Annotated in this window: 23 protein-coding genes, 1 tRNA gene, 1 other RNA gene and 1 pseudogene; 15 read left to right on the forward strand and 11 right to left on the reverse strand. The window is 68.0% G+C overall.

Going from position 1 to position 24,858, the window contains the following annotated elements:
- Nucleotides 1-51: 51 nt before the first annotated feature.
- Both epmB and ABSH63_RS09920 read left to right on the forward strand, forming a co-directional pair.
- Entirely contained in the window at nucleotides 52-1,062 is a 1,011-nt protein-coding gene (epmB, locus tag ABSH63_RS09915; protein WP_352889442.1) for an EF-P beta-lysylation protein EpmB, read from the forward strand.
- Nucleotides 1,059-3,167: an EAL domain-containing response regulator gene (locus ABSH63_RS09920; RefSeq protein WP_352889444.1), complete on the forward strand. Its 2,109-nt coding sequence runs from the start codon at nucleotides 1,059-1,061 to the stop codon at nucleotides 3,165-3,167. The genes epmB and ABSH63_RS09920 overlap by 4 nt, the downstream gene beginning before the upstream one ends.
- 161 nt (nucleotides 3,168-3,328) lie before the next feature.
- Here ABSH63_RS09920 and ABSH63_RS09925 read toward each other — a convergent pair whose 3' ends face one another.
- The 5 genes from ABSH63_RS09925 to ABSH63_RS09945 form a co-directional block, all read right to left on the reverse strand.
- Nucleotides 3,329-3,829: a thermonuclease family protein gene (locus ABSH63_RS09925; protein ID WP_352889445.1), complete on the reverse strand. Its 501-nt coding sequence runs from the start codon at nucleotides 3,827-3,829 to the stop codon at nucleotides 3,329-3,331.
- Nucleotides 3,830-3,833: 4 nt separating this feature from the next.
- A complete protein-coding gene (gene clpX, locus ABSH63_RS09930) occupies nucleotides 3,834-5,111 on the reverse strand; it encodes an ATP-dependent Clp protease ATP-binding subunit ClpX (RefSeq protein ID WP_352889446.1) in 1,278 nt (425 codons plus the stop codon).
- Between the two features lie 101 nt (nucleotides 5,112-5,212).
- A complete protein-coding gene (gene clpP, locus ABSH63_RS09935) occupies nucleotides 5,213-5,848 on the reverse strand; it encodes an ATP-dependent Clp endopeptidase proteolytic subunit ClpP (protein WP_352889448.1) in 636 nt (211 codons plus the stop codon).
- A 57-nt stretch (nucleotides 5,849-5,905) separates the two neighbouring features.
- Nucleotides 5,906-7,231, reverse strand: coding sequence for a trigger factor (gene tig, locus ABSH63_RS09940; protein ID WP_352889449.1), 1,326 nt, complete (start codon nucleotides 7,229-7,231; stop codon nucleotides 5,906-5,908).
- 66 nt (nucleotides 7,232-7,297) lie between these two features.
- A tRNA-Leu gene (locus ABSH63_RS09945) sits at nucleotides 7,298-7,382 on the reverse strand.
- 129 nt (nucleotides 7,383-7,511) lie between these two features.
- On the opposite strand from ABSH63_RS09945, the gene hemP reads away from it, so the two are divergent.
- The 4 genes from hemP to ABSH63_RS09965 all read left to right on the forward strand — a co-directional run bounded on the left by hemP (nucleotide 7,512) and on the right by ABSH63_RS09965 (nucleotide 10,318).
- Nucleotides 7,512-7,694 (forward strand): hemin uptake protein HemP, encoded by a 183-nt coding sequence (hemP, locus tag ABSH63_RS09950; protein WP_352889450.1) that lies wholly within the window; start codon nucleotides 7,512-7,514, stop codon nucleotides 7,692-7,694.
- Between the two features lie 162 nt (nucleotides 7,695-7,856).
- Entirely contained in the window at nucleotides 7,857-8,894 is a 1,038-nt protein-coding gene (locus ABSH63_RS09955) for a FecCD family ABC transporter permease (protein ID WP_352889451.1), read from the forward strand.
- On the forward strand, nucleotides 8,894-9,712 hold the full coding sequence (locus ABSH63_RS09960) for a heme ABC transporter ATP-binding protein (protein ID WP_352889452.1): 819 nt from the start codon (nucleotides 8,894-8,896) through the stop codon (nucleotides 9,710-9,712). The genes ABSH63_RS09955 and ABSH63_RS09960 overlap by 1 nt, the downstream gene beginning before the upstream one ends.
- Complete coding sequence (locus tag ABSH63_RS09965) at nucleotides 9,713-10,318, forward strand: LON peptidase substrate-binding domain-containing protein (RefSeq protein ID WP_352889454.1); 606 nt, start codon at nucleotides 9,713-9,715, stop codon at nucleotides 10,316-10,318.
- Between the two features lie 69 nt (nucleotides 10,319-10,387).
- On the opposite strand, the pseudogene ABSH63_RS09970 reads toward ABSH63_RS09965, so the two are convergent.
- Both ABSH63_RS09970 and ABSH63_RS09975 read right to left on the reverse strand, forming a co-directional pair.
- Nucleotides 10,388-10,516: pseudogene (locus ABSH63_RS09970) on the reverse strand (DUF808 family protein); the annotation flags it as partial.
- A 22-nt stretch (nucleotides 10,517-10,538) separates the two neighbouring features.
- A complete protein-coding gene (locus ABSH63_RS09975) occupies nucleotides 10,539-11,771 on the reverse strand; it encodes a saccharopine dehydrogenase family protein (protein WP_352889456.1) in 1,233 nt (410 codons plus the stop codon).
- 130 nt (nucleotides 11,772-11,901) lie between these two features.
- On the opposite strand from ABSH63_RS09975, the gene dusA reads away from it, so the two are divergent.
- The 3 genes from dusA to ABSH63_RS09990 all read left to right on the forward strand — a co-directional run bounded on the left by dusA (nucleotide 11,902) and on the right by ABSH63_RS09990 (nucleotide 14,253).
- Nucleotides 11,902-12,906 (forward strand): tRNA dihydrouridine(20/20a) synthase DusA, encoded by a 1,005-nt coding sequence (gene dusA / locus ABSH63_RS09980; protein ID WP_352889458.1) that lies wholly within the window; start codon nucleotides 11,902-11,904, stop codon nucleotides 12,904-12,906.
- 65 nt (nucleotides 12,907-12,971) lie between these two features.
- A complete protein-coding gene (locus tag ABSH63_RS09985; RefSeq protein ID WP_352889459.1) occupies nucleotides 12,972-13,514 on the forward strand; it encodes a peptidylprolyl isomerase in 543 nt (180 codons plus the stop codon).
- A 22-nt stretch (nucleotides 13,515-13,536) separates the two neighbouring features.
- On the forward strand, nucleotides 13,537-14,253 hold the full coding sequence (locus ABSH63_RS09990) for a UDP-2,3-diacylglucosamine diphosphatase (RefSeq protein ID WP_352889460.1): 717 nt from the start codon (nucleotides 13,537-13,539) through the stop codon (nucleotides 14,251-14,253).
- Nucleotides 14,254-14,258: 5 nt separating this feature from the next.
- On the opposite strand, the gene ABSH63_RS09995 is transcribed toward ABSH63_RS09990, so the two are convergent.
- Nucleotides 14,259-14,738, reverse strand: coding sequence for a DUF1249 domain-containing protein (locus tag ABSH63_RS09995; protein ID WP_352889461.1), 480 nt, complete (start codon nucleotides 14,736-14,738; stop codon nucleotides 14,259-14,261).
- Nucleotides 14,739-14,835: 97 nt separating this feature from the next.
- Here ABSH63_RS09995 and ABSH63_RS10000 point away from each other — a divergent pair, with 97 nt between their 5' ends.
- From ABSH63_RS10000 to ABSH63_RS10025, 6 genes are all read left to right on the forward strand, one after another.
- Nucleotides 14,836-16,467, forward strand: coding sequence for an alpha-D-glucose phosphate-specific phosphoglucomutase (locus ABSH63_RS10000; RefSeq protein ID WP_352889462.1), 1,632 nt, complete (start codon nucleotides 14,836-14,838; stop codon nucleotides 16,465-16,467).
- 100 nt (nucleotides 16,468-16,567) lie between these two features.
- Entirely contained in the window at nucleotides 16,568-17,374 is an 807-nt protein-coding gene (locus ABSH63_RS10005; protein WP_352889463.1) for a CHASE3 domain-containing protein, read from the forward strand.
- Between the two features lie 24 nt (nucleotides 17,375-17,398).
- Nucleotides 17,399-20,212 (forward strand): response regulator, encoded by a 2,814-nt coding sequence (locus ABSH63_RS10010; protein ID WP_352889561.1) that lies wholly within the window; start codon nucleotides 17,399-17,401, stop codon nucleotides 20,210-20,212.
- Between the two features lie 5 nt (nucleotides 20,213-20,217).
- A complete protein-coding gene (locus ABSH63_RS10015; RefSeq protein ID WP_352889464.1) occupies nucleotides 20,218-21,066 on the forward strand; it encodes a CheR family methyltransferase in 849 nt (282 codons plus the stop codon).
- The gene (locus ABSH63_RS10020; protein WP_352889466.1) at nucleotides 21,059-21,631 is read left to right on the forward strand and encodes a chemotaxis protein CheB; all 573 of its coding nucleotides are present in this window, start codon (nucleotides 21,059-21,061) and stop codon (nucleotides 21,629-21,631) included. The genes ABSH63_RS10015 and ABSH63_RS10020 overlap by 8 nt, the downstream gene beginning before the upstream one ends.
- On the forward strand, nucleotides 21,628-22,560 hold the full coding sequence (locus ABSH63_RS10025) for a diguanylate cyclase domain-containing protein (protein ID WP_352889468.1): 933 nt from the start codon (nucleotides 21,628-21,630) through the stop codon (nucleotides 22,558-22,560). The genes ABSH63_RS10020 and ABSH63_RS10025 overlap by 4 nt, the downstream gene beginning before the upstream one ends.
- A 167-nt stretch (nucleotides 22,561-22,727) precedes the next feature.
- Here ABSH63_RS10025 and ABSH63_RS10030 read toward each other — a convergent pair whose 3' ends face one another.
- The 3 genes from ABSH63_RS10030 to ffs form a co-directional block, all read right to left on the reverse strand.
- The gene (locus ABSH63_RS10030) at nucleotides 22,728-23,051 is read right to left on the reverse strand and encodes a YbaB/EbfC family nucleoid-associated protein (RefSeq protein WP_352889469.1); all 324 of its coding nucleotides are present in this window, start codon (nucleotides 23,049-23,051) and stop codon (nucleotides 22,728-22,730) included.
- A 28-nt stretch (nucleotides 23,052-23,079) separates the two neighbouring features.
- Nucleotides 23,080-24,648, reverse strand: a complete 1,569-nt coding sequence (gene dnaX, locus ABSH63_RS10035; RefSeq protein ID WP_352889470.1) for a DNA polymerase III subunit gamma/tau — start codon at nucleotides 24,646-24,648, stop codon at nucleotides 23,080-23,082.
- A 104-nt stretch (nucleotides 24,649-24,752) separates the two neighbouring features.
- Nucleotides 24,753-24,849, reverse strand: an RNA gene (gene ffs, locus ABSH63_RS10040) — signal recognition particle sRNA small type.
- Nucleotides 24,850-24,858 lie beyond the last annotated feature (9 nt).

Here is a 24,858-nt window from a genome sequence, read left to right on the forward strand (position 1 = left end):
GTCGTCGCGGGGTCGACCCCGCAACGCCCTGGATGACTCTAAAATCATGTGATGATACCGTCGCCACCGGCCACAGGCCAGCATGCGCCGCGCTGGCAGCACGCCCTGCGCGAAGCCTTCACACGCCCTGCCGATCTGCTGGCGTATCTCGAACTCGACCCCTCGCTGCCCGCGCTCGCCCCGGCGCTCGAGCGCGAGTTCCCACTGCGCGTGCCGCGCGGCTATGCCGCACGCATGCGCAAGGCGGATGCGCGCGACCCGCTACTGCTGCAGGTGTGGCCACGGCCGGACGAAGGCATCGAGGTGCCCGGCTTCGCGCTCGATGCCGTCGGCGACCTGCAGCGCCTGCGCGATGGCGGCGTGATCCACAAGTACGAGGGCCGCGTGCTGGTGATGGCGACCGGGGCCTGTGCGGTGCATTGCCGATTCTGCTTCCGCCGTCACTTCCCGTATGGCGAGCACCTGGCCGCGCGCGACCACTGGCGAGCGGCCCTGCGAACCATCGCCGCCGACGCCAGCATCCGCGAGGTCATCCTCTCCGGCGGCGACCCGCTGTCGCTGACGGACGACAAGCTAGCCGAGCTGGCCGATGCGCTCGATGCGATCCCGCATCTGCGCCGCCTGCGCATCCACACGCGCCAGCCGATCGTGCTTCCGGAGCGCATCGACGAGCGTCTGCTCGCCTGGCTCGGCCGCGGCCGCCTGCAGAAAATCGTGGTGCTGCACGCCAACCATCCGAACGAACTCGACGCCGCGGTGGCGAGCGCCATGCTGGCACTGCGCCGGCTCGGCATCACCCTGCTCAACCAGACGGTGCTGCTGCGCAACGTCAACGACGATGCCGACACCCTGGTGCGCTTGAGCGAACGGCTGTCCGAATACGGCATCCTCCCGTACTATCTGCACTTGTTGGATCGGGTGCGAGGCACGGCCCATTTCGAGGTAGCCGAGACGGCGGCGCGCGAGCTCATGCGGGCGATGCACGCCAGACTGCCCGGCTATCTGGTGCCGCGGCTGGTGCGCGAGGAGCCAGGAAGGACATCGAAGACGCCTATCGCATGATAGCCACAGCTCAGACGGTCAAACAGGACGTTGCCGCGAGCAACAACACCCCGCGGGTCATGCTGGTCGTCGCTCAGTTGGAGAGCGTCGGCAAGCGCATCGAAAGCTACTTGCGCAACGCCGGCCATCCGGTGCGCTGCGCCTGGGTCACCGATCTGGAGGACGTCGAGGACGCGCTGCGCAGCGGCGCACCCGACGTGCTGATCTGCACCGACGCACTCAGCGCCGCACCGGTCAAAGACGTGATCGACCTCAAGCACCGGCTGATGCCGGATCTGCCGGTGCTCGTGCTCAGCCCGCAGATCACGGCCGAGGACTCGGTTGCGGCGCTCGCCGCCGGCGCCAGCGACCTGATCTCCACGGAAGACCTCCGCCATATGCGCCACCTCGAACTGGTGGTGCTGCGCGAAATCGCCAAACACAGCCAGCTACGTGAACTGCGCAGCACACGCCAGCGCCTGGCGGATTTCGAATCGCGCCATCAGCAGTTGATTGCAGGAACCAACGACGCGATCGCCCACATCCAGGAAGGCATCATCGCCGGAGTCAATCCGGCGTTCGCAAAACTACTCGGCTACGGATCGGCCGACGAACTCGCCGCGCTGCCGCTGATGGATCTGGTCGCCGAGGACCATCAGCCCAAGGTCAAGGAACACCTCAAGCTGTTGCTGCGCGGCAAGAACGAGGGCCGCACGCTGGACTGTGCACTGCTACACCGTGACGGCCGACGCGTATCGATCAGCGCGCGCCTGACGCTGGGCAAGGTCGACGGCGAGCAACTGATCGAGATGCTGATCCGCGCAGAGCGCGAGGTCCCGGCCGCGGGCGCACAGGCGCAAAACGCACCCGCGGCCGACCGACTGGCGTTCTTCGAGGCACTGTCTGCCGCCATCGCCGCGGCCGGCACCGGCAAGCCCAATGAGCAGCGCGCCGTGCTGCTGTTCGTGATCGACGATTTCGCCGGTACCGAGCAACGTCTGGGCCTGCACGATGCCGCCGAGGCCGTCGAGCAGTGTCAGCGCTGGTTGCGCGAACGCCTGCAGCCCACCGATCAGCTGTTCCGCTTCTCCACGCACGAGATCGCCTGCCTGCTGCAGCGCCACTCCTCGGCCGAGATCGTCGAGCTGGGCGAGGCCCTCGTACGCGATGTGGCGCGGCAGATCTTCAACACCGCAGGCCACGAGGCGCACCTGTCGCTCACCGTCGCCGCCTACCCGTTCGGCAGCAGCGAGCAGGCCGCGACGCTGACCTCAGAGCTGGTGCAGGAAGCGAGAAAGATCTCGGCCAAGGGCGGCAACCAGTTCGTCAACCTCGGCCCCAACGCGAGAAGCTCGCAGCAGGAACGCGAGGACGCGCGTAAAGCGGCCATGGTCAAGCAGGCCCTCGAAGACAACCGTCTGAAGCTGGCCTATCAGTCGATCGCCAGCCTCGAGGGCGACAGCCGCCAGCACTTCGACGTCTTGGTGCGCGTGATCGACGAGAACGGTCGTGAACTGCATGCCTCCGAGTTCATCGGCGCCGCCGAAAAACACCATCTACTCGCCGCGATCGACCGCTGGGTCACCAGCCGCGCCTTGAAGATGCAGGCCAAGCGCGACGGTGCCGAAGATGGATCCAGCCTGTTCGTGAAACTCTCGCAGGACACGCTCAAGGACGCAGAGAACTTCCTCGGCTGGCTCGCCGAGCGACTCAAGAGCCGAGCGCTCAAGCCGGGCGAGATCGTCTTCGAAATGCAGGAGGCGATCGTTCAGAACCACATTCGCAAGGCGCGCCTGCTCACCAAGTCGCTGATCGATCTCGGCGCTCAGATCGCGATCGAGCATTTCGGCATCGGCTCGAACTCCGCGCAGATGATCGAGCACATCCCCATGCAGTTCTTGAAGTTCCACCCGTCGTTCACCACCCACTTCAACGACAAGGAAACGCATCGCAAGATGCTGAATCTGATGGAGCTGGCCAAGCACAGGCAGATCAAGGTGATCGTCTCGCACGTGGAGGACGCCAACGTCATGGCGCGGTTGTGGCAGATGGGTGTCAACTTCATCCAGGGCTACCACGTGCAGGAACCGGAAGTCGTACTGCTATCGGCCGACGTGCGGACTTGAAAGCGCCCGTCGAGCACCGCAACGCGCGCCAGGCGCGCCGATGACCGACGATTGCAAGTCAGACGCGCACGAGCTTCGTGAACGCCAATCGGGATCGCCTCGGCGCGATTCGCGTGCGGCCATCCGCAGCCGGCCGCAGCACTCGAAATACTCGTAAGCGTTCAGCGACGGTACGGGTGAAGTTCGCGCCAGCGCCACGGCGGCAGTGGATCGGGTTCCCTCCACAGACCCCGTCGCGCCCGCCGTGCAGACTCCTGGCGGCTGCGGCAGGCCGCGGCCGAGCGTGCACCGCACCAGGCCCAGCCCTGCGCCACCAACGACAACGAGACCTCGTTGCCATCGATCGAGATATCTCCGATGCGGCGCCCATAACGGTCGGACGCCGTCACCGCCACGGCCAAGGGCCGGCCGTCGATCAACGCCGCGAGCGCAGCCCGTGCCTCGCGTCCGCCCGGCTGGCGGTACTCGGGCGCGTCGATCCCCGCCAGGCGCAGCGTCAACGGCTTGCCGTCGCAGCGTAGCGTCAGCGTATCGCCATCGTGCACGCGCACGACCTCTGCGCGCCGGCACGCCTGCGCCCAGGTGCCCGTGGGCAGCACGCAGCACAGGGCGCCAACGAGCAAAAGCCCCGCGGTGCGGGGCTTGCTGGCGGCGCCGGACACCGCGTCAGGCCGCGGTGCTCTTGGCGCCGCGTTTGGCGTCGGCGTTCTCGTAGACGATGAACGGCTTGGCCTCGCCACGCACGACGGCATCATCGACGACCACCTTGCTGACGTTCTGCATCGACGGCAGTTCATACATCACGTCGAGCAGGATGTTCTCCATGATCGTGCGCAGGCCGCGCGCGCCGGTCTTGCGCTCCTTGGCTTTTCTCGCGATCGCTTGCAGCGCCTCCTCGCGAAACTCGAGCTGCACGCCCTCCATGTTGAATAGCTTGGCGTACTGCTTGACCAGCGCGTTTTTCGGTTCCTTGAGAATCGCCATCAGCGCGGGTTCGTCGAGCTCCTCGAGCACCGCGACCACCGGCAGGCGGCCGATGAACTCCGGAATCATGCCAAAGCGGATCAGATCGTCCGGTTCGACGCGCGATAGCAGTTCCGACGTGCGCCGACCATCCTGTTCCGACTTGACCTCGGCGGAAAACCCGATACCGGTGCGCTCCGTACGTTGCTGGATCACCTTGTCCAGACCCGCAAAGGCGCCGCCGCAGATGAACAGGATGCTGCTGGTGTTGACCTGCAGGAACTCCTGCTGCGGATGCTTACGCCCACCCTGCGGCGGCACACTGGCGATGGTCCCTTCGATGAGCTTGAGCAGCGCCTGCTGCACGCCCTCGCCGGACACGTCGCGGGTGATGCTCGGGTTCTCGGACTTGCGCGAGATTTTGTCGATCTCGTCGATATAGACGATGCCGCGCTGCGCTTTCTCGACGTCGTAGTCGCACTTCTGCAACAGCCGCGCGATGATGTTCTCGACGTCCTCGCCGACGTAGCCGGCCTCGGTCAGGGTGGTCGCATCGGCGATCGCAAACGGCACGTCGAGCAGGCGCGCGAGCGTCTCGGCCAGCAGCGTCTTGCCCGAGCCGGTCGGGCCGATCAGCAGGATGTTGGACTTCGCGATCTCGACCCCATCGGTCGAGCCCTTCAGCGACAGGCGCTTGTAGTGGTTGTAGACCGCGACCGAGAGGATCTTCTTGGCCTGGTCCTGGCCGATCACGTACTCGTCGAGGACCGCGCGGATTTCCTGCGGCTTGGGCAGACCCTTGGCCTGCGGCTTGGCATGAACTTCTTCGCGGATGATGTCGTTGCAAAGATCGACGCATTCGTCGCAGATGTACACGGACGGACCGGCGATCAACTTGCGTACTTCGTGCTCGCTCTTTCCGCAGAAAGAGCAGTACAGCACCCGGCCGTTGTGTGATCCGCTGCGCGTCTCGTTGGTCATCGTTTTACCTTGTTTACCTCAGCCGGACACCGGCATTTGCTGTATATCACAGTGTCATTTGGCGACAAAACCCGCACCCCGGCAATGCTCGGCCGCACCGCTTAGCCGACCTTGCCACCGCGTCGGGTCACGATCTGGTCGATCAGGCCGTAGGCCTTGGCCTGCTCGGCACTCATGAAGAAGTCGCGTTCGACGTCGCGAGCGATGCGTTCGACCGGTTGGCCGGTGTGCTCGGCCATGATCGTGTTGAGCTGCTCGCGCAGGTAGAGGATCTCTCGCGCCTGGATCTCGATGTCGGCGGCCTGTCCCTGCGCACCGCCGGACGGCTGGTGGATCATCATGCGCGCGTTCGGCAGGGCGAAACGCTTGCCCTTGGCGCCGGCGCACAGCAGAAACGCGCCCATGCTCGCCGCCTGGCCGATGCACATGGTGCTGACGTCGGGCTTGATGAAGCGCATCGTGTCGTAGATCGAAAGGCCCGCCGTGATCACCCCGCCGGGCGAGTTGATGTACAGGTGGATGTCCTTGTCCGGGTTCTCGGATTCCAGGAACAGCAACTGCGCGACGACCAGGTTCGCCATGAAGTCGTCGATCGGACCGACGACGAAGATCACGCGCTCCTTGAGCAGTCGCGAATAGATGTCGAAGGCGCGCTCGCCGCGGGCGGTCTGCTCGATCACCATCGGAACCAGGTGCTGGGCGCGCGGTGACTGGACACGATAGGGCTGGTCGTTCATCGTCGGCTCGGTCAGGGCGTGGGGGGCCTCATGCAAGACCCGTGCGCTTTCCGTCACTTAGGACTGCGTGGCGGTCTTGGGGTTCAACAGTTCGTCCAGCGTCATCGGCCGCTCGCGGGGCTGGACGCCGGCGAGCAGCGCGTCCACCACCTGCTCTTCGATCACCATCGCGCTCAGACCCTGCATCAAATCCTGGCGCGAGCGGTAATAGGCCTTGACCTGTTCCGGCTGCTCGTAGTCTGCGGCGATGGCGTCGAGCGCGGCGTCGAGCCGCTTGGGATCGAGCTCGATCTGCTTGGCCTTGATCACCTCACCGATCAACAGCGCTAGACTCACCCGGCGACGCGCGGAAGACTCGAACATGCCGTCCGGCATGAGTTGCTTGAGTTTCTCGTCGTCGCTGGGCGGCAGGTTCATACGCGCGGCAGCTTCTTGACGCAGGCGCGCGACCTCCTGCTGCACCAGCGCATCCGGCACCTCGATGGGGTTGCGCTGCAACAACTGGTCGAAAACCTGCGCCTTGAGACGATTCTGCACGCCCTTGTCGCGCTCTTTTTCGAGCGCCGCCTTGCACTTGGCGCGCAGACCCGCTTCGCCGGCACCGTCCTCGACGTTGTGTGCCTTGAGAAACGCGTCATCGATGGCCGGCAGCGTCGCCGCCTCGACCTTCTTGAGCGTGACCTCGAACTGGGCGGTTTTGCCGCGCAGATTCTCCGCGCGGTAGTCCGCGGGGAAGGTCACGTCGACGCTGAAGGTCTCACCCGCGCGGTGGCCGACGATGCCGTTTTCGAGCTCGGGCAGGAACTGGCTGGCGCCGATCTCGAACTGCACGTCCTTGCCCTCGCCGCCGGCGAAAGGCTCGCCGTCGCACTTACCGAGGAAATCAACGCTGACGCGATCGCCCGCTGCGGCGGCGCGCTCGACCACCTCGAAGGTCCGCCGCGCCTTGCGCAGATTCTCGATCAAGCGGTCGACATCGGCCTCGCTCACCTCGATCACGGGCCGCTCGACCGCGAGCGCATCCAGCCCCTGCAGCGTGATCTCCGGATACACCTCGAAATCGGCGACGTATTCCAGCGGCTCACCGGCTTTCTCGGCAGTGATGTCGATCTTCGGCTGGCCGGCCGGATGGACGCCGGCCTGGTTCAGCGCCTCCGGATAGGTCTGCTGAACGATGTCGGAGATCGCGTCGATGCGTGCCGCGTCACCGAACTGCTGCTCGATGACCTTGCGCGGCGCCTTGCCCGGGCGGAATCCCGGCAGCTTGGCGCGGCTGGCGTAGCGCCTGAGTCGATCGTCGACCGCCTTGGCCACTCGCTCGGCGGGCACACGCACACGCATCTTCCGGCGCAGTCCGCCCGGCGATTCGACATTGACTTCCATATTGCTAGAGAGACTCGTGAGGCTGATGGATGAGGCTGTGGAGCAGCGGCGATCGCGCGCGGACGCTGGTGCGAAAGGAGAGACTCGAACTCTCACGCCGCAAGGCGCTGGAACCTAAATCCAGTGCGTCTACCAATTCCGCCACTTTCGCGCGCGAGCCGCGCAGTATAGCAGCGCCTCCTCTAGTCGCGTCGGTGAGGTCGCCACGGCGCATTCGGGCTTGACTCACAAATGCGAATCATTATTATTACGAAACCCATCCACACCCGGAGTCCTCGCCATGACCGTCGTCGTCCGCCTGCCCGCCCAGACCCCTGCCACGCGCTCGCCGCGCAACCCTGCCGTCCTGCGCATCAACAGCGACGAGCTGCTGCGCGGCAGCCGCGAAATCGTCATCGAGCACCGCGGAGAGCAATACCGTCTGCTGCGCACCCGCAACGATCGCCTGATCCTCAACAAGTAAGCCGCCGCAGCCGGCGCTGCGCGCCGGCACCCAGACGACCGCTCGGTGCGCGATCCCGGCGGTGGTGCCTTCGGCGCCACCGCCGGCTTTTCGTTGGCAGGTCGGTGAGAGGCGCACGCTTTGTTAACCTGCGCGTCCGTCCCCAGCGCCGGCCCGCCGCCCGTGAGCCTCGACGTCCACCTCAATCGCAGCTTCGCCCGCCGCTCCGCCGGCCTGCTGGTCGGCCTGGCACTGGCCTGCGTCGTCGCCCTCGGCCTCGGCGCGGTACCGATCGCGCCCATGAAGCTGCTCGGTCTGGTCGGGCTGGGCGATGGCGCCGTGCTCGCCGAGTACGAGCGCACCGTGCTCTGGCAGATCCGCCTGCCGCGTATCACACTGGCGCTGATCATCGGTGCCGGGCTGGCCGTGTCCGGCGCTGCCATGCAGGGGCTGCTGCGCAATCCTCTGGCCGAACCCGGTCTGGTCGGCGTGTCCTCGGGCGCGGCGCTGGCCGCAGCCGCCTACATGGTCGCCGGCGCCGGCTTGGTGCCGATCGCACTGGGCTTGCCGCTCGCCAGCTTCGCCGGCGCCGCGCTCGCCGCCTGGGCGGTGCTGCGCCTCGCGGCTGTCGGCGGCCGCACCCAGGTGGCGATGATGCTGCTCGCCGGGCTGGCGCTCAATGCCATCGCCGGCGCCGGCATCGGTCTTTTGTCCTATCTCGCCGACGATTTCGCGCTGCGCGCGGTCACGCTGTGGATGTTCGGCTCGCTGGCGCGCGCCGGCGGCGCCGAGCTGGCGATCGGCGCGCCGCTGCTGCTGGCGGCGACGTCGTGGATCACGCTGCGCGCGCGCGCCTTGAACGCGCTGCTGCTGGGCGAAGCCGAGGCACGCCATCTGGGCGTCGATGTCGAGTCGCTCAAGCGCCAGCTCACGCTGGCGATCGTGCTCGCGGCCGGCACAGCCGTGGCGCTCGCCGGCATCATCGGCTTCGTCGGTTTGATCGTTCCGCACCTCGTGCGCCTGTGGGTCGGCCCCGACCATCGGCGGCTGCTGCCCTTGTGTGCGCTGCTCGGCGCGCTGCTGCTGCTGGTCGCCGACACGCTGGCGCGCACACTGTTCGTGCCCGCCGAGCTGCCGATCGGCATTCTCACCGCACTGGTCGGCGGGCCGTTCTTTCTCGCCCTGCTGTTGCGCTACCGCGGTGGCGCGGAGCTGTCCTGATGCTGCGCGCCATCGAGCTGACGCAGCGCATCGGTGACGCGACCGTGCTGCGCGACGTGTCGCTCGCCGTCGCACCCGGCACCGTGCACGCGATTCTCGGCCCAAACGGCGCCGGTAAATCGACCTTGCTCGGCCTGCTCGCTGGCGATCGGCGTCCGCAATCCGGCAGCGTGCAGTTCAACGGCCGCGCACTCGCCGACTGGCCGCTGACCCAGCTCGCCCGGCTGCGCGCGGTGCTGCCACAGCGCCATGAGCTGTCGTTCGCGTTTGCGGTCGAGGACGTCGTCGCCCTCGGACGCCTGCCGGTACGCCGCGGCGGCGGTGCGCACGAGCGCGCGATCGTCGACGCCGTGCTGCGCGCGACCGCGACCGACTACCTGCGTGGCCGTCCGTACACCGCGCTCTCCGGCGGCGAGCGCGCGCGTGTGCAGCTCGCGCGCGTGCTCGCGCAGATCTGGGAACCAACGGCGGAGGGCATGCGCCTGCTGCTGCTCGATGAGCCGACCGCGAATCTCGATCTCGCGCACCAGCACCACTGCCTGCGCGTCGCGCGCGCATTTGCCGCCCAAGGCGCCGCCGTGATCACGGTGCTGCACGATCCGAATCTGGTGCTCGCCTACGCCGACCGCGTCACCCTGCTGTGCTGTGGCGAGGTGGTCGCCGAGGGTGTGCCCGCCGAGGCGCTGACCGCCGCGCGACTGCAGCGCGTCTACGGCGTGCCGGTGGCGCGGCACGACGGCGCCGGCGCGCCGTGGGTGCGCGTCGCCAGCGAGCAGCTCGGCGCGCTGGCAAGCCTCGCTCCACCTGCGGATGTGTGAGTGATTGCAGCGGTGCTCGACATCCCGATCTTTCCGCTGGGCACGGTACTGTTCCCCGGCAGCCTGCTGCCGCTGCGCATCTTCGAGCAGCGTTACGTCGACATGACCAAGGCCTGCCTCGGCAACGACAGTGTGTTCGGCGTCTGCCTGATTCTCGACGGCCGCGAGGCCGGCGAACCGGCGGTGCCGCACGCGGTCGGCTGTACCGCACGCATCGTCGACTGGGACGTACCGGCACCGGGTCTGTTCACGTTGCGCACACGCGGCGAGCGGGTGTTCCGAATCCATGAGCGCGAGGTGCAGCGCGACGGCCTGATCCGCGCGCGGGTGACGCTGCGACCACCGCCGCCTCCGGCGCCGGTGGACGACGCGTACGCCGGTCTGACGCAGTTGTACGAGCGCATCGTCGAGCACTTGGGCGCGCAAGTGTTCCCGCAGCCGGCGCAGCCGCACGACGGCACCTGGCTGTCGTACCGGCTCGCCGACCTGCTCGACCTGCCGCTGGCGGGCAAGCAGCGCCTGCTCGAAACCGAAGACCCGCGCGCCGTCCAGGCGCTGCTGTGGAACCTGCTGCGCGCGCAGGCCACGCCCGGCGGCGCGGCCTGAAACCGCGGCCGCTCAAGCCGGCGCGCGTCCGCGCAGGCGCCTGATGCCGCCGGCGACGAGACCGGCCAGGGCGTTGAGCGCCAGATCGTCGCCGAGCACGCCGGCGGTCTTCTTCGTCGCCAGCTTGGTCATCACCGCGACGTCGCCGAGCATCGTCGCGATGTCGTCGATCAGCGTCAGCAGGCTGCTCGCGGCCATGGACCGAAGACGTCGAGCGGGATCAGCCGAGGATCTCGAAGCGCAGCCCGGCGTGCGCCTGCAGACGATCGATCAGGCGCTCGCCGAAGATCGTCGCCGGGGTCCAGAAGCCGCCGGCTTTTTGCTCGCGCGGCACGTCCAGCGCCAAGCAGGCGGCTGCCTCGCCGAGCATCTTCGCGGTGGAGCCATAGCCCGGATCGCGGTCGCCGGTGACCTTGGCGCGCAGGCTGCGGCCATCGGCGGTCGTACCATGCAGGCGGAGGTCGAAGAAGCCGCGCGCTTGCGCCTCGGCGCTCGGCCCCTCGCCGGGCTTGGGCACGACGTAGCGTTCCAGCAGCCAGCGCGTCGGCGGCACGATGGCGGCGGCGAGGAAACCGCCGAGTCCCAGCGCGATGCCGGTGGCCGCGAGCCGTCCGCGTAGACCGCGCCCGGTCGTGATCGCCTCGTCATAGACGAAGTCGCGGCCATAGGCGTAGCCGGCGAGCTGGTTCGAGCGATGCACGACTCTCGTATTGATCGCCGCCATCACGAACGGCCCGGCCCAGGCATCGAACTCCGCGTCGTAGGCGGCTAGGCGCACCTCGGGCTGACGCGGGCGCCCCGATTCATCGCCGACGCACAGCGCAAACGGATTGCCGAGCTGCTGGCGCAGCGCAGGATCGCGCTTGACCTCGGCGAGCACGTTCATCAGGCTCGCGACGGTGCCGCCGGACACGCCCCCGCGCATCGCCTTGATGCGCATCTTCACCCGCGCGCACGGCGCGCCGAACCGCTGCCGTGCCGCCTGCTGCAGGAAGTACACGCCGAGGTCCGACGGGATCGAATCGAAACCGCAACAGTGGACGATGCGCGCCCCCGTGGCCTTGGCCTGCGCCTCGTGGGTGAGGATCATGCGCCGGATCCACTGCACCTCGCCGGTCAGATCGCAGTAGTCGGTGCCGCTGGCCACGCAGGCTGCGACCAGCGGCGAACCGTACAGGGCATACGGCCCGACCGTCGAGACGACCACGCCGGTCTGCTCGCACATCTGCCGAAGCTGCGCCTCGTCGCCGGCATCCGCGATGAGCACCGGCAGCGTCGTGGCATCGGCGCCCAAGGCCGACTTGAGCGCCTCGAGCTTGGACGCCGAGCGTCCGGCGATGGCCCAACGGACCTCCCCGCCCGCGCCATGACGCGCCAGCAAATAACGCGTGAGAATCTCGCCGACGAAGCTGGTCGCTCCGAAGACGACGATGTGAAACTTGCGATCGGTCATGCGCGGCTCCCTGAACATTGGCGCGGCATCTTGGCAAAAAAGGCGCAACTGAGGAACTCGACGGCCGGCGCCGCGTCCAAGCTCACCCGGTCTGTCCATCCACCGCGAAGCGGCCGTGTAGAATCCCGCGATGACCCTGCCTTGCAAGCTCTCGCCCTGGCGCTTCTGCGTGGCGCCGATGATGGACTGGACCGACCGGCACTGCCGCTTCTTCCTGCGCCAGATCTCACGCCATGCGCGTCTGTACACCGAGATGGTGTGCACGCCGGCACTGATCCACGGGCCGCGCAAGCGCCTGCTCCAGTTCGACGACGCCGAGCATCCGGTGGCCTTGCAGCTCGGCGGCTCCGATCCGGACGAGCTCGCCTTCTGCAGCGAGCTCGGCGAGCGTCAGGGCTACGACGAGATCAACCTCAACTGCGGCTGCCCGTCGGACCGCGTGCAGGAGGGCCGCTTCGGCGCCTGCCTGATGCGCGAGCCGGAGCTGGTCGCCGACTGCGTGCGTGCGATGCGCGGCGCGACCTCGCTGCCGGTGACGGTCAAGCACCGTATTGGTGTCGACGACTCCGAGGACTACCCGTTCATGCGCCGGTTCGTCGAGACCGTCGCCGAGGCCGGCTGCGAGGTGTTCATCGTCCACGCGCGCAAGGCCTGGCTCAAGGGCCTGTCGCCGAAGGAAAACCGCGAGATTCCGCCGCTGACCTATGAGCTGGTGCAGCGCCTCAAGCAGGACTATCCGCAGCTCACCGTCGTCATCAACGGCGGCATCAAGACGCTCGATGCCTGCGAGCAGCACCTCGAAACGGTCGACGGCGTGATGCTCGGCCGCGAGGTCTACGAGCATCCGTATCTGCTCGCCGACGTGGATCAGCGCCTGTTCGGCGATGCGCATCCGGTGCCGACGCGCCATCAGGTGATCGCGCAGTTACGCCCCTACGTGGAGCGTGAACTCGCCGCTGGCACCGCGCTCAAACACATCACCCGCCACATCCTCGGCCTGTATCGCGGGCAGCCCGGCGGCCGCGCCTTCCGCCGCACGCTGTCCGAAGGCATGCATGTCGGGGAAGGCTGGGAACTGATCGAGGACGCGCTCGCGGACGTCGACGCGGCCCTACCCCAAGTCTTCGCTGCATGAGAGACGCCGAGACGATGAAGACCACTTTCGCAAGCCTGCTGGGCTCACTGATCCTAGGAACCACGATGACCGCCATCGCCGCTGAACCCGTCCGTGTGCTCATGGAGACCTCCATGGGCGACATCACGCTCGAACTCGACGCCGAGAAAGCGCCGAAGAGCACCGCCAACTTCGTGCAGTACGTCAAGGATCGGCACTACGACGGCCTGGTGTTCCATCGCGTGATCGAGGGCTTCATGATCCAGGGCGGCGGCTACGACACCCACTACGCGCAGCGCAAGACGCGCGCACCCATCGAGAACGAGGCCGACAACGGCCTGAAGAATCTGCGTGGCACGATCGCGATGGCCCGCACCAGCGACCCGCATTCGGCGAGCGCGCAGTTCTTCATCAATCACCGCGACAACGCCTTCCTCGACTATCCGGGGCAGGACGGCTGGGGCTATGCCGTGTTCGGCAAGGTCGTCGACGGCATGGACGTGGTCGACAAGATCGCCGCGACGCCGACCGGCGCCATCCGACCGTTCGGCCGCGACGTGCCGCTCGAACCGGTCGTGATCGAGAGGGTGACGCTGATCGACGCCGCAGCGCCCGCCAGCGGGAACTAGTCGTCCTGGCGAGGCCGCGCGCATGACCGCGCTGCTGCTGTCCGACCTGCACCTGCCGGCCGAGCCCTCGCCCTTGCGCGAGGGCTTTTTGCGTTTCCTCGCCGGTCCGGCGCGCGCCGCGCAGCAGATCTACATCCTCGGCGATCTGTTCGAGTACTGGATCGGCGACGATGTCGGCGTGCAGGTCTACGCCGAGGAAGTCGCCGCGCTGCGCGCACTCAGCGATACCGGCGTGCACGTCGCCTTCATGCACGGCAATCGCGACTTTCTCGTCGGCGCGGACTTCGCCCGGGCCAGCGGAACGACCTTGCTGGCCGACCCGAGCGTCGTCGTGCTGGGCGGCGAGCGCGTGCTGCTCTCGCACGGCGACCAGTGGTGCGCCGGCGATCTGGCCTACCAGCGCTGGCGCCGCTTCTCGCGCAACCGCCTCGCGCAGTCACTGTTCCTTGGGCTGCCGCCGGCGCTGCGCAGGCGCATCGCCGGCGACCTGCGCCGCCATAGCGGCGACGGCAAACGGCGCAAGCCGGTGCAGATCATGGATGTGGATCCGGCGGCGATCGTCGAAGCGTTCCGTCGCAGCGGCTGCCGCCGCATCATCCACGGCCACACCCATCGCCCGGCGACGCACCGCATGCGCATCGACGGCCTGGATGCCGAGCGCATCGTGCTCGCGGACTGGACGCCGCAGCGCATGGAATGGTTGCAGCTCGACGACGGCAGCCGGCGCCTGCGCCTATGAGGCGCTCAGGCGCTCAGCGCCAGCCGCGGCCGTGCGCTCATGCCAAAGCCGTGGCCGTGTTCGAGCAGGTATTCGAGCCACTTGTTCAGCAACAGGTTGCGCCGCCACTGCTCGGACAGATAAGCGTGTGCCGCCGGATCGGCCTCGTCCTCGGCGCGCCACGGCGGCCGGTGACTGCACCGCAAGGCCTCGGCGACGCCGGCGTCGCGGTACAGGCGCACCCACAGATCGGGCTGCCGGCGCACGCCGGTTTCGTCAGTGAACTCGTAGGTCAGGTGCAGCGTCAGCGTGTAGCGGTCGCGATCGACGATCCAAAGGTGCAGCGGACAGTCGCTCTTGCTGCGTGAGACGGCGTGACCGTAGGCCACGTCGAACTCCGGCAGCAGTTGCTGGATCAAGCGGTAGTTGCGCTCGTAGAGCTCGATCAGGTGCGCGAGACGGCGCGGCTTGCCGCAGCAGGGGCACAGTTCGGTGGTGGCTTGCATGCGCCGCACTATATCAAGCTGAGTCCCTGCGACCCGACGGTCGTCGGCGGCACGGGCCGTTAAGATAGGACCGGGCCCGACAACGACGAGAGGGACGATGGCCACGCGCGAGATCCCCACCAAGCCCTATCTGGACCAAAAACCCGGCACCGCCGGTCTGCGCAAGAAGGTCGAGGTGTTCCAGCAGCCGCACTATCTGGAAAACTTCCTGCAGTCGATCTTCGACTGCGCACCCGAACTCAAGGGGGCGACGTTGGTCATCGGCGGCGACGGCCGCTACCACAATCGCGACGCGATCCGAACCGCGGTCGCGATGGCCGGCGCCAACGGCATCGCGCGCGTGGTCATCGGCCAAGGCGGCCTGCTGTCGACGCCGGCCGCCTCGCACCTGATCCGCAAGCTCGGCGCCGCCGGCGGCCTGCTGTTGACCGCCAGCCACAACCCGGCCGGGCCCGACGGCGACTTCGGCATCAAGTTCAACATCGCCGGCGGCGGCCAGGCCGGCGAAGGGTTGACCGAGCGCATCCACGCGCACAGCAAGCGCATCACCCATTACCGCATCGACGATGCGATCGATTTCGACCTCGACCGCCGCGGCACCACGCAAATCGGCGGCATGCGCATCGACGTGATCGATGGCGTCGACGACTACGCCGAGTTGATGCAGTCGCTGTTCGACTTCGACCGTATGCGCGACTGGATCCGGCAGGGCCATGGCCTGCGCTTCGATGCGATGCACGCGGTCACCGGCCCCTACGCGCGCCGCATCCTCGTCGAGCAGCTCGGCGCGCCGGCGGCGGCGGTACTCAACACCACGCCGCTCGAGGACTTCGGTGGCGGTCACCCCGATCCGAACCTGGTCCACGGCAGGCACCTCGTCGAGCTCGCCTTCGGCGCGAACGCGCCGGAACTCGTCGCCGCGAGCGACGGCGACGGCGATCGCAACATGATTCTCGGGCGCGGCATCTTCGTCTCGCCGGGCGACTCGCTGGCTATGCTCGCCGCGCACCTGCCGCAGCTTCCGGGCTATCGCACGGGGATCGCCGGGATTGCGCGCTCGATGCCGACCTCGCGCGCCGCCGATCAGGTCGCGCGTGCGCTCAAGGTGCCCGCCTTCGAGACGCCGACCGGCTGGAAGTTCTTCTGCAACCTGCTCGACGCCGGCGAGGTGACGATCTGCGGCGAGGAAAGCTTCGGCACCAGCTCCAGCCACGTCCGCGAAAAAGACGGGCTGTGGGCAGTGCTCGCTTGGCTCAACGTGCTCGCGGTCACCGGCAAGCCGGTCGCCGAGATCGCGCGCGCACACTGGCAGCGCCACGGACGCCACTACTTTCAGCGTCACGACTACGAGAACCTCCCCGGCCCCGCCGCCGAGGCGGTGATGCAGGCCTTTGCCGGGGAACTGGCGCACTTGCCCGGCCGCAGCATCGGTGACTGGCCGGTGACGCTCGCCGACGAGTTCAGCTACCAGGACCGGCACGACGGCAGCATCGCCAGCGGCCAGGGCCTGCGCATCGTCTGCGGCGAGCACGCGCGCATCGTGATGCGCCTGTCCGGCACCGGCACCCAGGGCGCGACCTTGCGCCTGTACCTCGAGCGCTACGAGCACGACAGCAGCGCGCTGGCCTGGAATCCGGCCGATGCGCTGGCGCCGCTGGCCGCCGCCGCCGATCGTCTCGGCCGCATCGGCGAACTGACCGGCCGGCGCGCGCCGACGCTGGTGACCTGAAGCAAAACCACAGCGCGGCGCGGGCGCGTTGCCGGCGCCAAGGCGCTTGCGCAAGATGAGCACCTGCCCGCCCCTGCGGATTCCGATGACACGCCCGCGCATGACCGAGAACTGGCTCAACGATCGCGGCCTGCGGGTCAAGGCGATCTTGGTCCTGGGCAGTCTGTTCGGACTGTTCGCGATCACCGCCGCGCTGTTCCTGCTCAACCAGCGCGAAGTCCATGAGGCACGGCGCCTGAGCGAGCATACCGTCGAGGTCTTGCACGCGGCCAACGGACTGATCCTCGCCGCGGTGTCGCAGCAGAGCGCGCTGCGCGGCTATGGCCTGACCAGCGATGCGCGTTTTCTCGCGCCCTACCAGAGCGCACGGACCGACTTCGAGCACCACGCCGGGACGCTCAAGCAGCTCACCGCCGACAATCCCGAGCAGCAGGCGCGGCTGCTCGACATCACCCGGCTGATGGCGGCATGGCAGCTCGAGTTCGCCACACCGCTGCTCGATTACGCCGAAAGCGGCAGGCAGCTGGACCGGGTCGTCGAGCTGATCAAGCTTAGCCGCGGCAGGGAGCTGATGGACACGCTGCGTGCGCGCGGCCTCGAGTTCATCGCCGTCGAAGAAAGCCTGCTGCAGATGCGCAGCGCACGGCTCGCCGATGCGCTCGACAACGTGCGCCGCCTCGCGATCGGCCTTTTGCTCGCGGCGGCCCTTTCGACCGCGATTTTCATGGTCGCGATCCAGCGCACGCTGGTCACGCCGATGAACCGGCTCACCGCACTGATTGGCCGGCTCACCGGCGGCGATCTCGACCTCGAGGTGCCGTACACCGAACGCAAGGACGAGGTCGGCGCGATCGCCGGCGCGCTCGAACGCTTTCGCTGCACCGCACTGCAGATCCAGCAGCGCTAATGGATCAAGACGCACTCGGCCGCAATCGGCAAGAAGCTTGCCAAGGCCACCCGGTTCGAGACCTTCGGTAGCGAATTGCTGGACTACCTCTGCCCGCTGCTCGGCGCCGGCTACGGCGCGCTCTACCGCAGCGGCGGGCAGGACGGCCAGCTCATCGTGATCGGCAGCTACGGGTGCGAAGGCCGGCATGTGGACCAGGCTGCAGCGCCCGGGGCGCTGGTGGCGCAATGCGCGCGCAGCGGCCAGCCCATCGCGCTCGACGCACTGCCCGCGGACTACTACCGCATCGCCTCGGGCCTTGGCGATGCGCCGCCGACCACCGCCCTGCTATGGCCGCTGCCGGGCATCGATGGGGTTGCCGGCGTGCTGGAGCTGGCGTCGTTCCGCCGCCTGAACGAGGTCGAGCAGGAGCTGATGACGCAGGTCACGCAGCTCGTCGGCCTCGCCCTCGACAATCTCGCCAACGCCGCGCGCACGCGCGAGCTGCTCGAAGAGACGCAGGCGCAGGCCGAGGAACTGCAAGCCTCGGAAGAGGCCTTGCGCGTGCAACAAGAGGAGCTGCGCGCCATCAACGAGGCCTTGGAAGCAAAAAACCGGGCGCTCGACGAACAGGGCAACCGTCTGCGCGCGTCCGAAGAGGAGCTGCGCATCCAGGCCGAGGAGCTACGCACGACCAACGAATCGCTGAGCGAGAAGAGCCGCGCGCTCAATGAGTTCAACGAGCGCCTGCTGCAGTTCCAGTCCGAGATCGAAAACAAGAACCGCGAGCTCGAAGCGGCCAGCCGCTACAAGTCCGAATTCCTCGCCAACATGTCACACGAGCTGCGTACGCCGCTCAACAGCCTGCTGATTCTGGCCAAGGATCTGGCCGACAACCGCGAGGCTAACCTCAGCGCCGAGCAGGTCGAGTCGGCGCGCATCATCTTCGAAAGCGGCCACAACCTGCTGCGCCTGATCAACGACATCCTCGACCTGTCGAAGATCGAAGCCGGGCGCATGGACGTGCAGTGGGAGGATGTCGATCTGGCCAACGTCACCGCGGCGATCGAGCGCCAGTTCCGTCCACTGGCACGGGAACGCGGACTGGACCTCTGCGTCGAGATCGAGCCGGCCGCGCCACCCACGCTGTACTCGGACGGCGCCAAGCTACAACAGATCCTCACCAACCTGGTCGGCAACGCGCTCAAGTTCACACACGCCGGCAGCGTGACCCTGCGCGTCGAGCGCGCCGAGGCCGATCTGCTCCCGGCCGCTGCCGAGCCCGCCGACTGGGTCGCCATACACGTCGTCGACACCGGTATCGGCATCGAAGCCGACAAGCTCGCGCGCCTGTTCCAGGCCTTCGAGCAGGGCGACGGCACCACCAGCCGGCGCTATGGCGGCACCGGCCTCGGGCTGTCGATCTCGCGCGGCCTGGCGCGCATCCTGCGCGGCGACATCCGCGTGCGCAGCACGCCGGGGCAAGGTTCGAGCTTCATTCTGGTGCTGCCGCGCGACGCGAGCACCATCGCCATAGATCGAGCCGCAGCGCCGGCAGCCCATGCGACCGCGACCGCCACGGCGGCAGCCGCTCCGCAAACCGAGGCGGTCACGCAGGATCCACACCCCCCCGCCGCGCCCGTGGCCGCGCGCGCACGCGCGGCAATGCCGCCGGACGATCGCGAGCGGCTCGCGCCGGAGGACGTGCGCATCCTCATCATCGAGGACGATCCGGCCTTCGCACGCATCCTCGCCGACATGGTCCGGCGCAAGAACTATCGTGCGCTGATCGCCGGCGACGGCGAGTCCGGGCTCGAACTCGCCGCGCAGTACCGGCCCAACGGCATCCTGCTCGACGTCAATCTGCCGGGCATGGACGGCTGGGCGGTGATGGAGCGGCTCAAGGCCCAGCCGCTCACCGCGCAGATCCCCGTGCACTTCATCACCGCGGCCGACGAGGCCGATCGCGGTCTGGCCTTGGGCGCCGTCGGCTTCGTGACCAAGCCGGCGACGCGCGAGGCGATCGAGGCTGCGCTCGGCCGGGTGCTCAAAGCGGCGGCGCCGCGCCGCCCGCAGCGAATTCTCGTCATCGACGACGACGACGGCGCACGGCTTGCCGTCTGCCGGCTGCTGCGCCAACCCGGCGTCGAGGTCACCGAGGCGCGCTCGGTGGCTGATGCGCTGCAGGCGCTGCGCGAGCAGCCACACGACTGCGTCGTACTCGACCTGATGCTGCCCGACGCCAGCGGCTTCGACTTTCTCGACCGCGCCGCGGAACTGCGTGCGCTGCCGCCGGTCGTGGTCCATTCGGCACGCGAGCTCACGCGCGAGGAAAGCCTGCGCCTGCGCGAGTACACCGACAGCATCGTCATCAAGGGCGCGCAATCACCGTCGCGGCTGCTCGACGAGGTCTCTCTGTTCCTGCATGCGGTGCAAAGACCTGCGGCGATCGCAACGCCAGCAACGCCGCAACCGGCCGATCTCGCGGGTCGCCGCGTGCTCCTGGTCGACGACGACATGCGCAACGTGTTCGCGCTGTCGCGCACGCTCAAGGCACAGGGCATCACCGTGATCGCCGCGCAGGACGGCCGCAAGGCGCTGGCGCAGCTCGAACAGCATCCCGACGTCGACTGGGTGCTGATGGACGTCATGATGCCCGAGATGGACGGCTATGAGGCCACGCGCCTTATTCGCAGCCAGCAGCGCTGGGCGCAGTTGCCGATCATCGCGCTGACCGCCAAGGCGATGAAGGGCGACCGCGAGAAATGCCTCGAAGCCGGCGCCTCGGACTATCTCTCCAAGCCCATCGACGTCGACAAACTGCTGTCGATGATGCGCGCCTGGGCACGGCCGCGCTGAAGACGATGACCATGCCGGCCGCGCCGCGCGATCTGGAGGACATCGAGCTCGACCTGCTGCTCGAAGCGCTGCACCAGCGCTTCGGCTACGACTTCGGCGGCTACGCCCGCGCCTCGCTGCGGCGGCGCGTGCAGAACCTCTTGATCCACACCGGCGTCGCCAACATCAGCCAGCTCACCGAGCGCGTCCTGCACGGCGGCGTGCCGATCACCGAGGTCGTCGACCAGCTCTCGGTGCCGGTCTCGGAGTTCTTCCGCGATCCGCCGAGTTTCGCGACGATGTTGCGTTTGGTGTTTCCGCTGCTCGCCAGCTATCCGCACATCAACGTCTGGCAGGCCGGCTGTGCCCGCGGCGAAGAAGTGTACTCGCTGGCGATCCTGCTCGAAGAAGCCGGCCTGTACGAGCGCACGCGCATCTGGGCGACGGACATCAGCGAAAAGTCGCTGGCGCTTGCGCGTGAAGGCATCTATCCGGCGCGTGAACTGCCCCAGTACGCCGACAGCTACCGGCTGGCCGGAGGCCGGCACAGCTTTTCCGACTACTTCCACGCCCGTTACGGCCACATCAAGCTCGACGATGCCCTCAAACGCAACGTCACCTTCGCACCGCACAATCTCGCCGCCGACGGCGTGTTCTGTGAGACGCAGTTGATCCTGTGCCGCAACGTGCTGATCTACTTCCAGCCGCCGCTGCAACAACGGGCACTGGCCTTGTTCGCCGACAGCCTGGTCCGCGGCGGCTTCCTGTGCTTGGGCGAGAAGGAGTCGATGTCACGCCACGAGATCCGCGAGCGCTTCACGCTGCTGGACCGCCGCGCCGCGCTGTATCGTCGCAACCCGAGCGCGCATGGCTGAGCTGCCGCACGTGATCGCCATCGGCGCGTCCGCGGGCGGCGTCACCGCGCTGCGCCGGCTGCTCGGCGCGCTGCGGCCGCCTTTTGCGGCCGCGGTCGTCGTCGTCCTGCACATCCGCGAGTCGACGGTCGACGCGCTGGTCGGCGTGCTCGCGCGCGACTGCCGGCTACCGGTGGTCGAAGCGCTGGCCGGCGAACGCATCGAGGCCGGCCGCGTCCATCTAGCACCCGGCAACTATCATCTGCTGATCGAGCGCGACGGCTGCTTCGCGCTTTCGGTCGATGACCGGGTGCATCATGCGCGCCCCTCGGTGGACGTGCTGTTCGCCAGCGCCGCCGACGCCTGTGGCGCGCGTCTCACCGGCGTCGTGCTCACCGGCAGCAACGACGACGGCGCGCAGGGCTTGGCGGCGATCCGCGCGCGTGGCGGGACCGCGCTGGTGCAAGCGCCTCACGAGGCCGAGGCGCCGCAGATGCCCGCGGCGGCGCTGCGCATCGCCGGTGCCGACGCGACACTGCCGCTCGACGACATCGCCCTTCGACTCAATCAGGCATTCCACGCATGACCCCGACCGATCCCGTCAGCCTTCCCAAGGTGCTCGTCGTCGACGATACGTCCGCCAACCGGGTCGCGATGCGGCGGCTGCTGGCGCGCATGGACTGCGAGCTGATCGAGGCCAGTTCCGGCAACGAAGCGCTGTCGGCCTGTCTGGATCATGACTTCGCGCTGATCCTGCTCGACGTGCAGATGCCGGAGATGGACGGCTTCGAGGTCGCGACGCTGCTGCAGGACGATGAGCGCACCCAGGCCACGCCGGTGATCTTCGTCACCGCCGCGTACAAGGACGATCTGCACCGCATGCACGGCTATACCGTCGGCGCGGTCGACTACATCGCCAAGCCGATCGACGAATTCATCCTGCTGTCCAAGGTCAAGGTGTTCCTCGAACTGTTCCGCGTGCGTCAGGCGCTCGCCATCGCCGAAGCCAAGGCCCGGCATCTGGCGATGCACGACACGCTCACCGGCCTGCCCAACCGCCTGCTGTTCACCGACCGCCTCGACAGCGCGCTGCAGCGCGCGCAGCGCACCGGAAAGTCGATGGCACTGATCTATCTCGACGTCGACCGCTTCAAGCCAGTCAACGACCGCTACGGACATGCCGCCGGCGACGCGCTGCTGCGGGCGATCGCCGAGCGCCTGCGCGCAGAGATGCGCGCGGTCGACACCGTCGCCCGACTCGGCGGCGACGAGTTCGGCATCGTCGTCGAAAGCGTCACCTCGAACGAGGAGTTCGATGCGCTGTGTCAGCGCATCGCGCGGCAGCTCGAGCGCCCGTTCGCGCTCGACCTCCCCGGCCACGAGGCGCCGGTCGAGGTCCACGTCGGCGCCAGTCTGGGTGTGGCGCGCTATCCGCAGGATGCTGCGAGCATGAACGACTTGTTACGTCAGGCAGACGCGCGCATGTACGCGCGCAAGGGGCCGCGGGCGCGCTGAATGGATTCACAAGCGTTGTCCAGGCCTTCCGCGGCGAAACGGTGCGCCACCTAGAACGCCCTGCCCGGCGTTTACCCAACTCGTCGTGACGTCCAGTCACGACGCGCCGATGCAAACGCTCCTTGGCCAGGCGTTCGCGGCCTCGGCGAATGTCCACTGGACTTTCGCTAGCCCAAGCCCGCGAACCCGGGAGGCAACTGCATCCCCGCCGTGACGGCGCCGAGCTTGGCCTTGGTCGCTTCCTCGACCTTTTGCGCCGCATCGTTGATCGCCGCGGCGATCAGGTCCTCGACGAACTCCTTGTCTTCCTTGAGCGCGTCGGGGTTGATCTCGACCTTGCGGCACTGGTATCTGCCGGTGAGCGTGAGCTTGACCATGCCGGCGCCGGCCTCGCCCGTGACCTCCATGCGCGCGATCTCCTCTTGCACGCGCCGCATGTTGTCCTGCATCTGCTGGGCCTGCCGCATGATCTGGCCGAGTGCACCTTTCATGGCCGTTCTCCGAAGGTCTTGAAGTCGATCAACTGTCGAGCACGCGCACCGATCCGGGCCGGATGCGGGCGCCGAACTGTTCCTGGAAGGCGCGCACGACGGGGTCTGCCTGCATCGTCGTCTCGGCGGCGCGCTGACGCTCGATCTCGCGCTGTTGCGCGAGCTGCGCCGGCGTCGGTAGCGTCTCATCCGTGGCCTGTTCGATCTCGACGCGCAGCGCGCGGCCGGCCTGCTGCGACAGCGCCGCCTCGAGCGCCGCGCGGCGTTCCTCGACCAGCAGATGACGCAGTTTGACATCGAGGCGCAGGCGCACGAGATTGCCCTCTTGCCCGATGAAGGCGCAATGCCGTGCGAGTTGGCGCGCGAAGCCATCGAGCGGGAGCGCGGCAACGCGTGCTTCCCAGGGCAGATCGGCCGCGGCGGAGTGCGCCGCCGAGCCGGCCGCGTCGGCGCCCGTCGCGGCAGCCTGTGCCGACCCGCGCCCGAGCGACGGCGTCGGCACCCCCGCTTCGCCGTCGATCGGCTGGAACGCGAGCATGCGCAGCACACTCATCTCGAAGCCGATGCGCGGCGCCGGCGCCCACGGCAGGTCGCGGCGGCCGTTGACGGCGATCTGGTAGAGCAACTGCACGTGTTCCGGGGTGAACTGCGGCACCAGCGCCAGCAGCGCCTCGTCGTCGTCCTCGCTGCGCGCGCCCGGCAGCATCTGCAGCACGGCGATGCGCTGCAGCGCCGTCGCCAGATCACTGAGCAGCGCGGCGTAGTCCGGCGCCTGGGCGTCGAGCGCCTGCAGACCCTCGCGCAGCGCCTCGGCATTGCCCGCCGAAAGCGCGCGCAGCAGCTCGTACAGACGGTCCCGACCGCTGGTGCCGAGCATCTCCTCGACGCCGCTGTGCGCAAGCGGCTGGCCGCCGGAGAAGGCGATCGCCTGGTCGAGCAGCGACAGACCGTCGCGCATCGAGCCATCGGCCGCGCGCGCGATCTCGGCGACGGCGCCCGGCTCGAATGGGACATTCTCGGCGTCGAGCACCTTGCCGAGCTGCTCGCGGATCACCGCGACCGGCAGGCGTTTGAGATTGAACTGCAGGCAGCGCGACAACACCGTCACCGGTAGCTTCTGCGGGTCGGTGGTGGCGAGGATGAACTTGACGTGCGGTGGCGGTTCTTCGAGGGTCTTGAGCAGCGCGTTGAACGCGCTCTTCGACAGCATGTGCACTTCGTCGATCAGATAGACCTTGTAGCGCCCGCGCGCCGGGGCGTACTGCGCGTTGTCGATGAGCTGGCGCACGTCGTCGACGCTGGTGTTGCTGGCGGCGTCGATTTCGAGCAGATCGACGAAGCGGCCCTGATCGACTTCGACACAGGCCGAGCAGCGACCGCAGGGATTGGCGCTGACCCCGATCTCGCAGTTCAGGCACTTGGCGACGATGCGCGCCAGCGTGGTCTTGCCGACGCCACGGGTGCCGGTGAGCAGGATCGCCGGATGCAGCTTGTCGCCGGCGAGCGCGTGCGCCAGCGCCTTGACGACGTGATCCTGGCCGACCACGTCCTCGAAGCGGCGCGGGCGGTACTTGCGGGCGAGGGCGAGGTAGCTCATCGCGTCAGTTTCCAGTTTCCGGTCGGGGGTTTCCAGTCACGGCGCGTCCTCGCCTCTACTGCAAACTGGAAACTTCCAACCGGAAACCGCCATTGGGTGGTGGACCCGTACCAGCGGACTCCGGCACCCGGCGTCGCCGCTACCGTTGCTCCCTTCCGGGCCTGGCGGGGTTCACGGCTTGCCGTCGCGAAGGGCCGGCACGGGCCACCG

The organism is Sinimarinibacterium thermocellulolyticum (genome assembly GCF_040327995.1).
Lineage (GTDB): Bacteria > Pseudomonadota > Gammaproteobacteria > Nevskiales > Nevskiaceae > Solimonas > Solimonas thermocellulolyticum.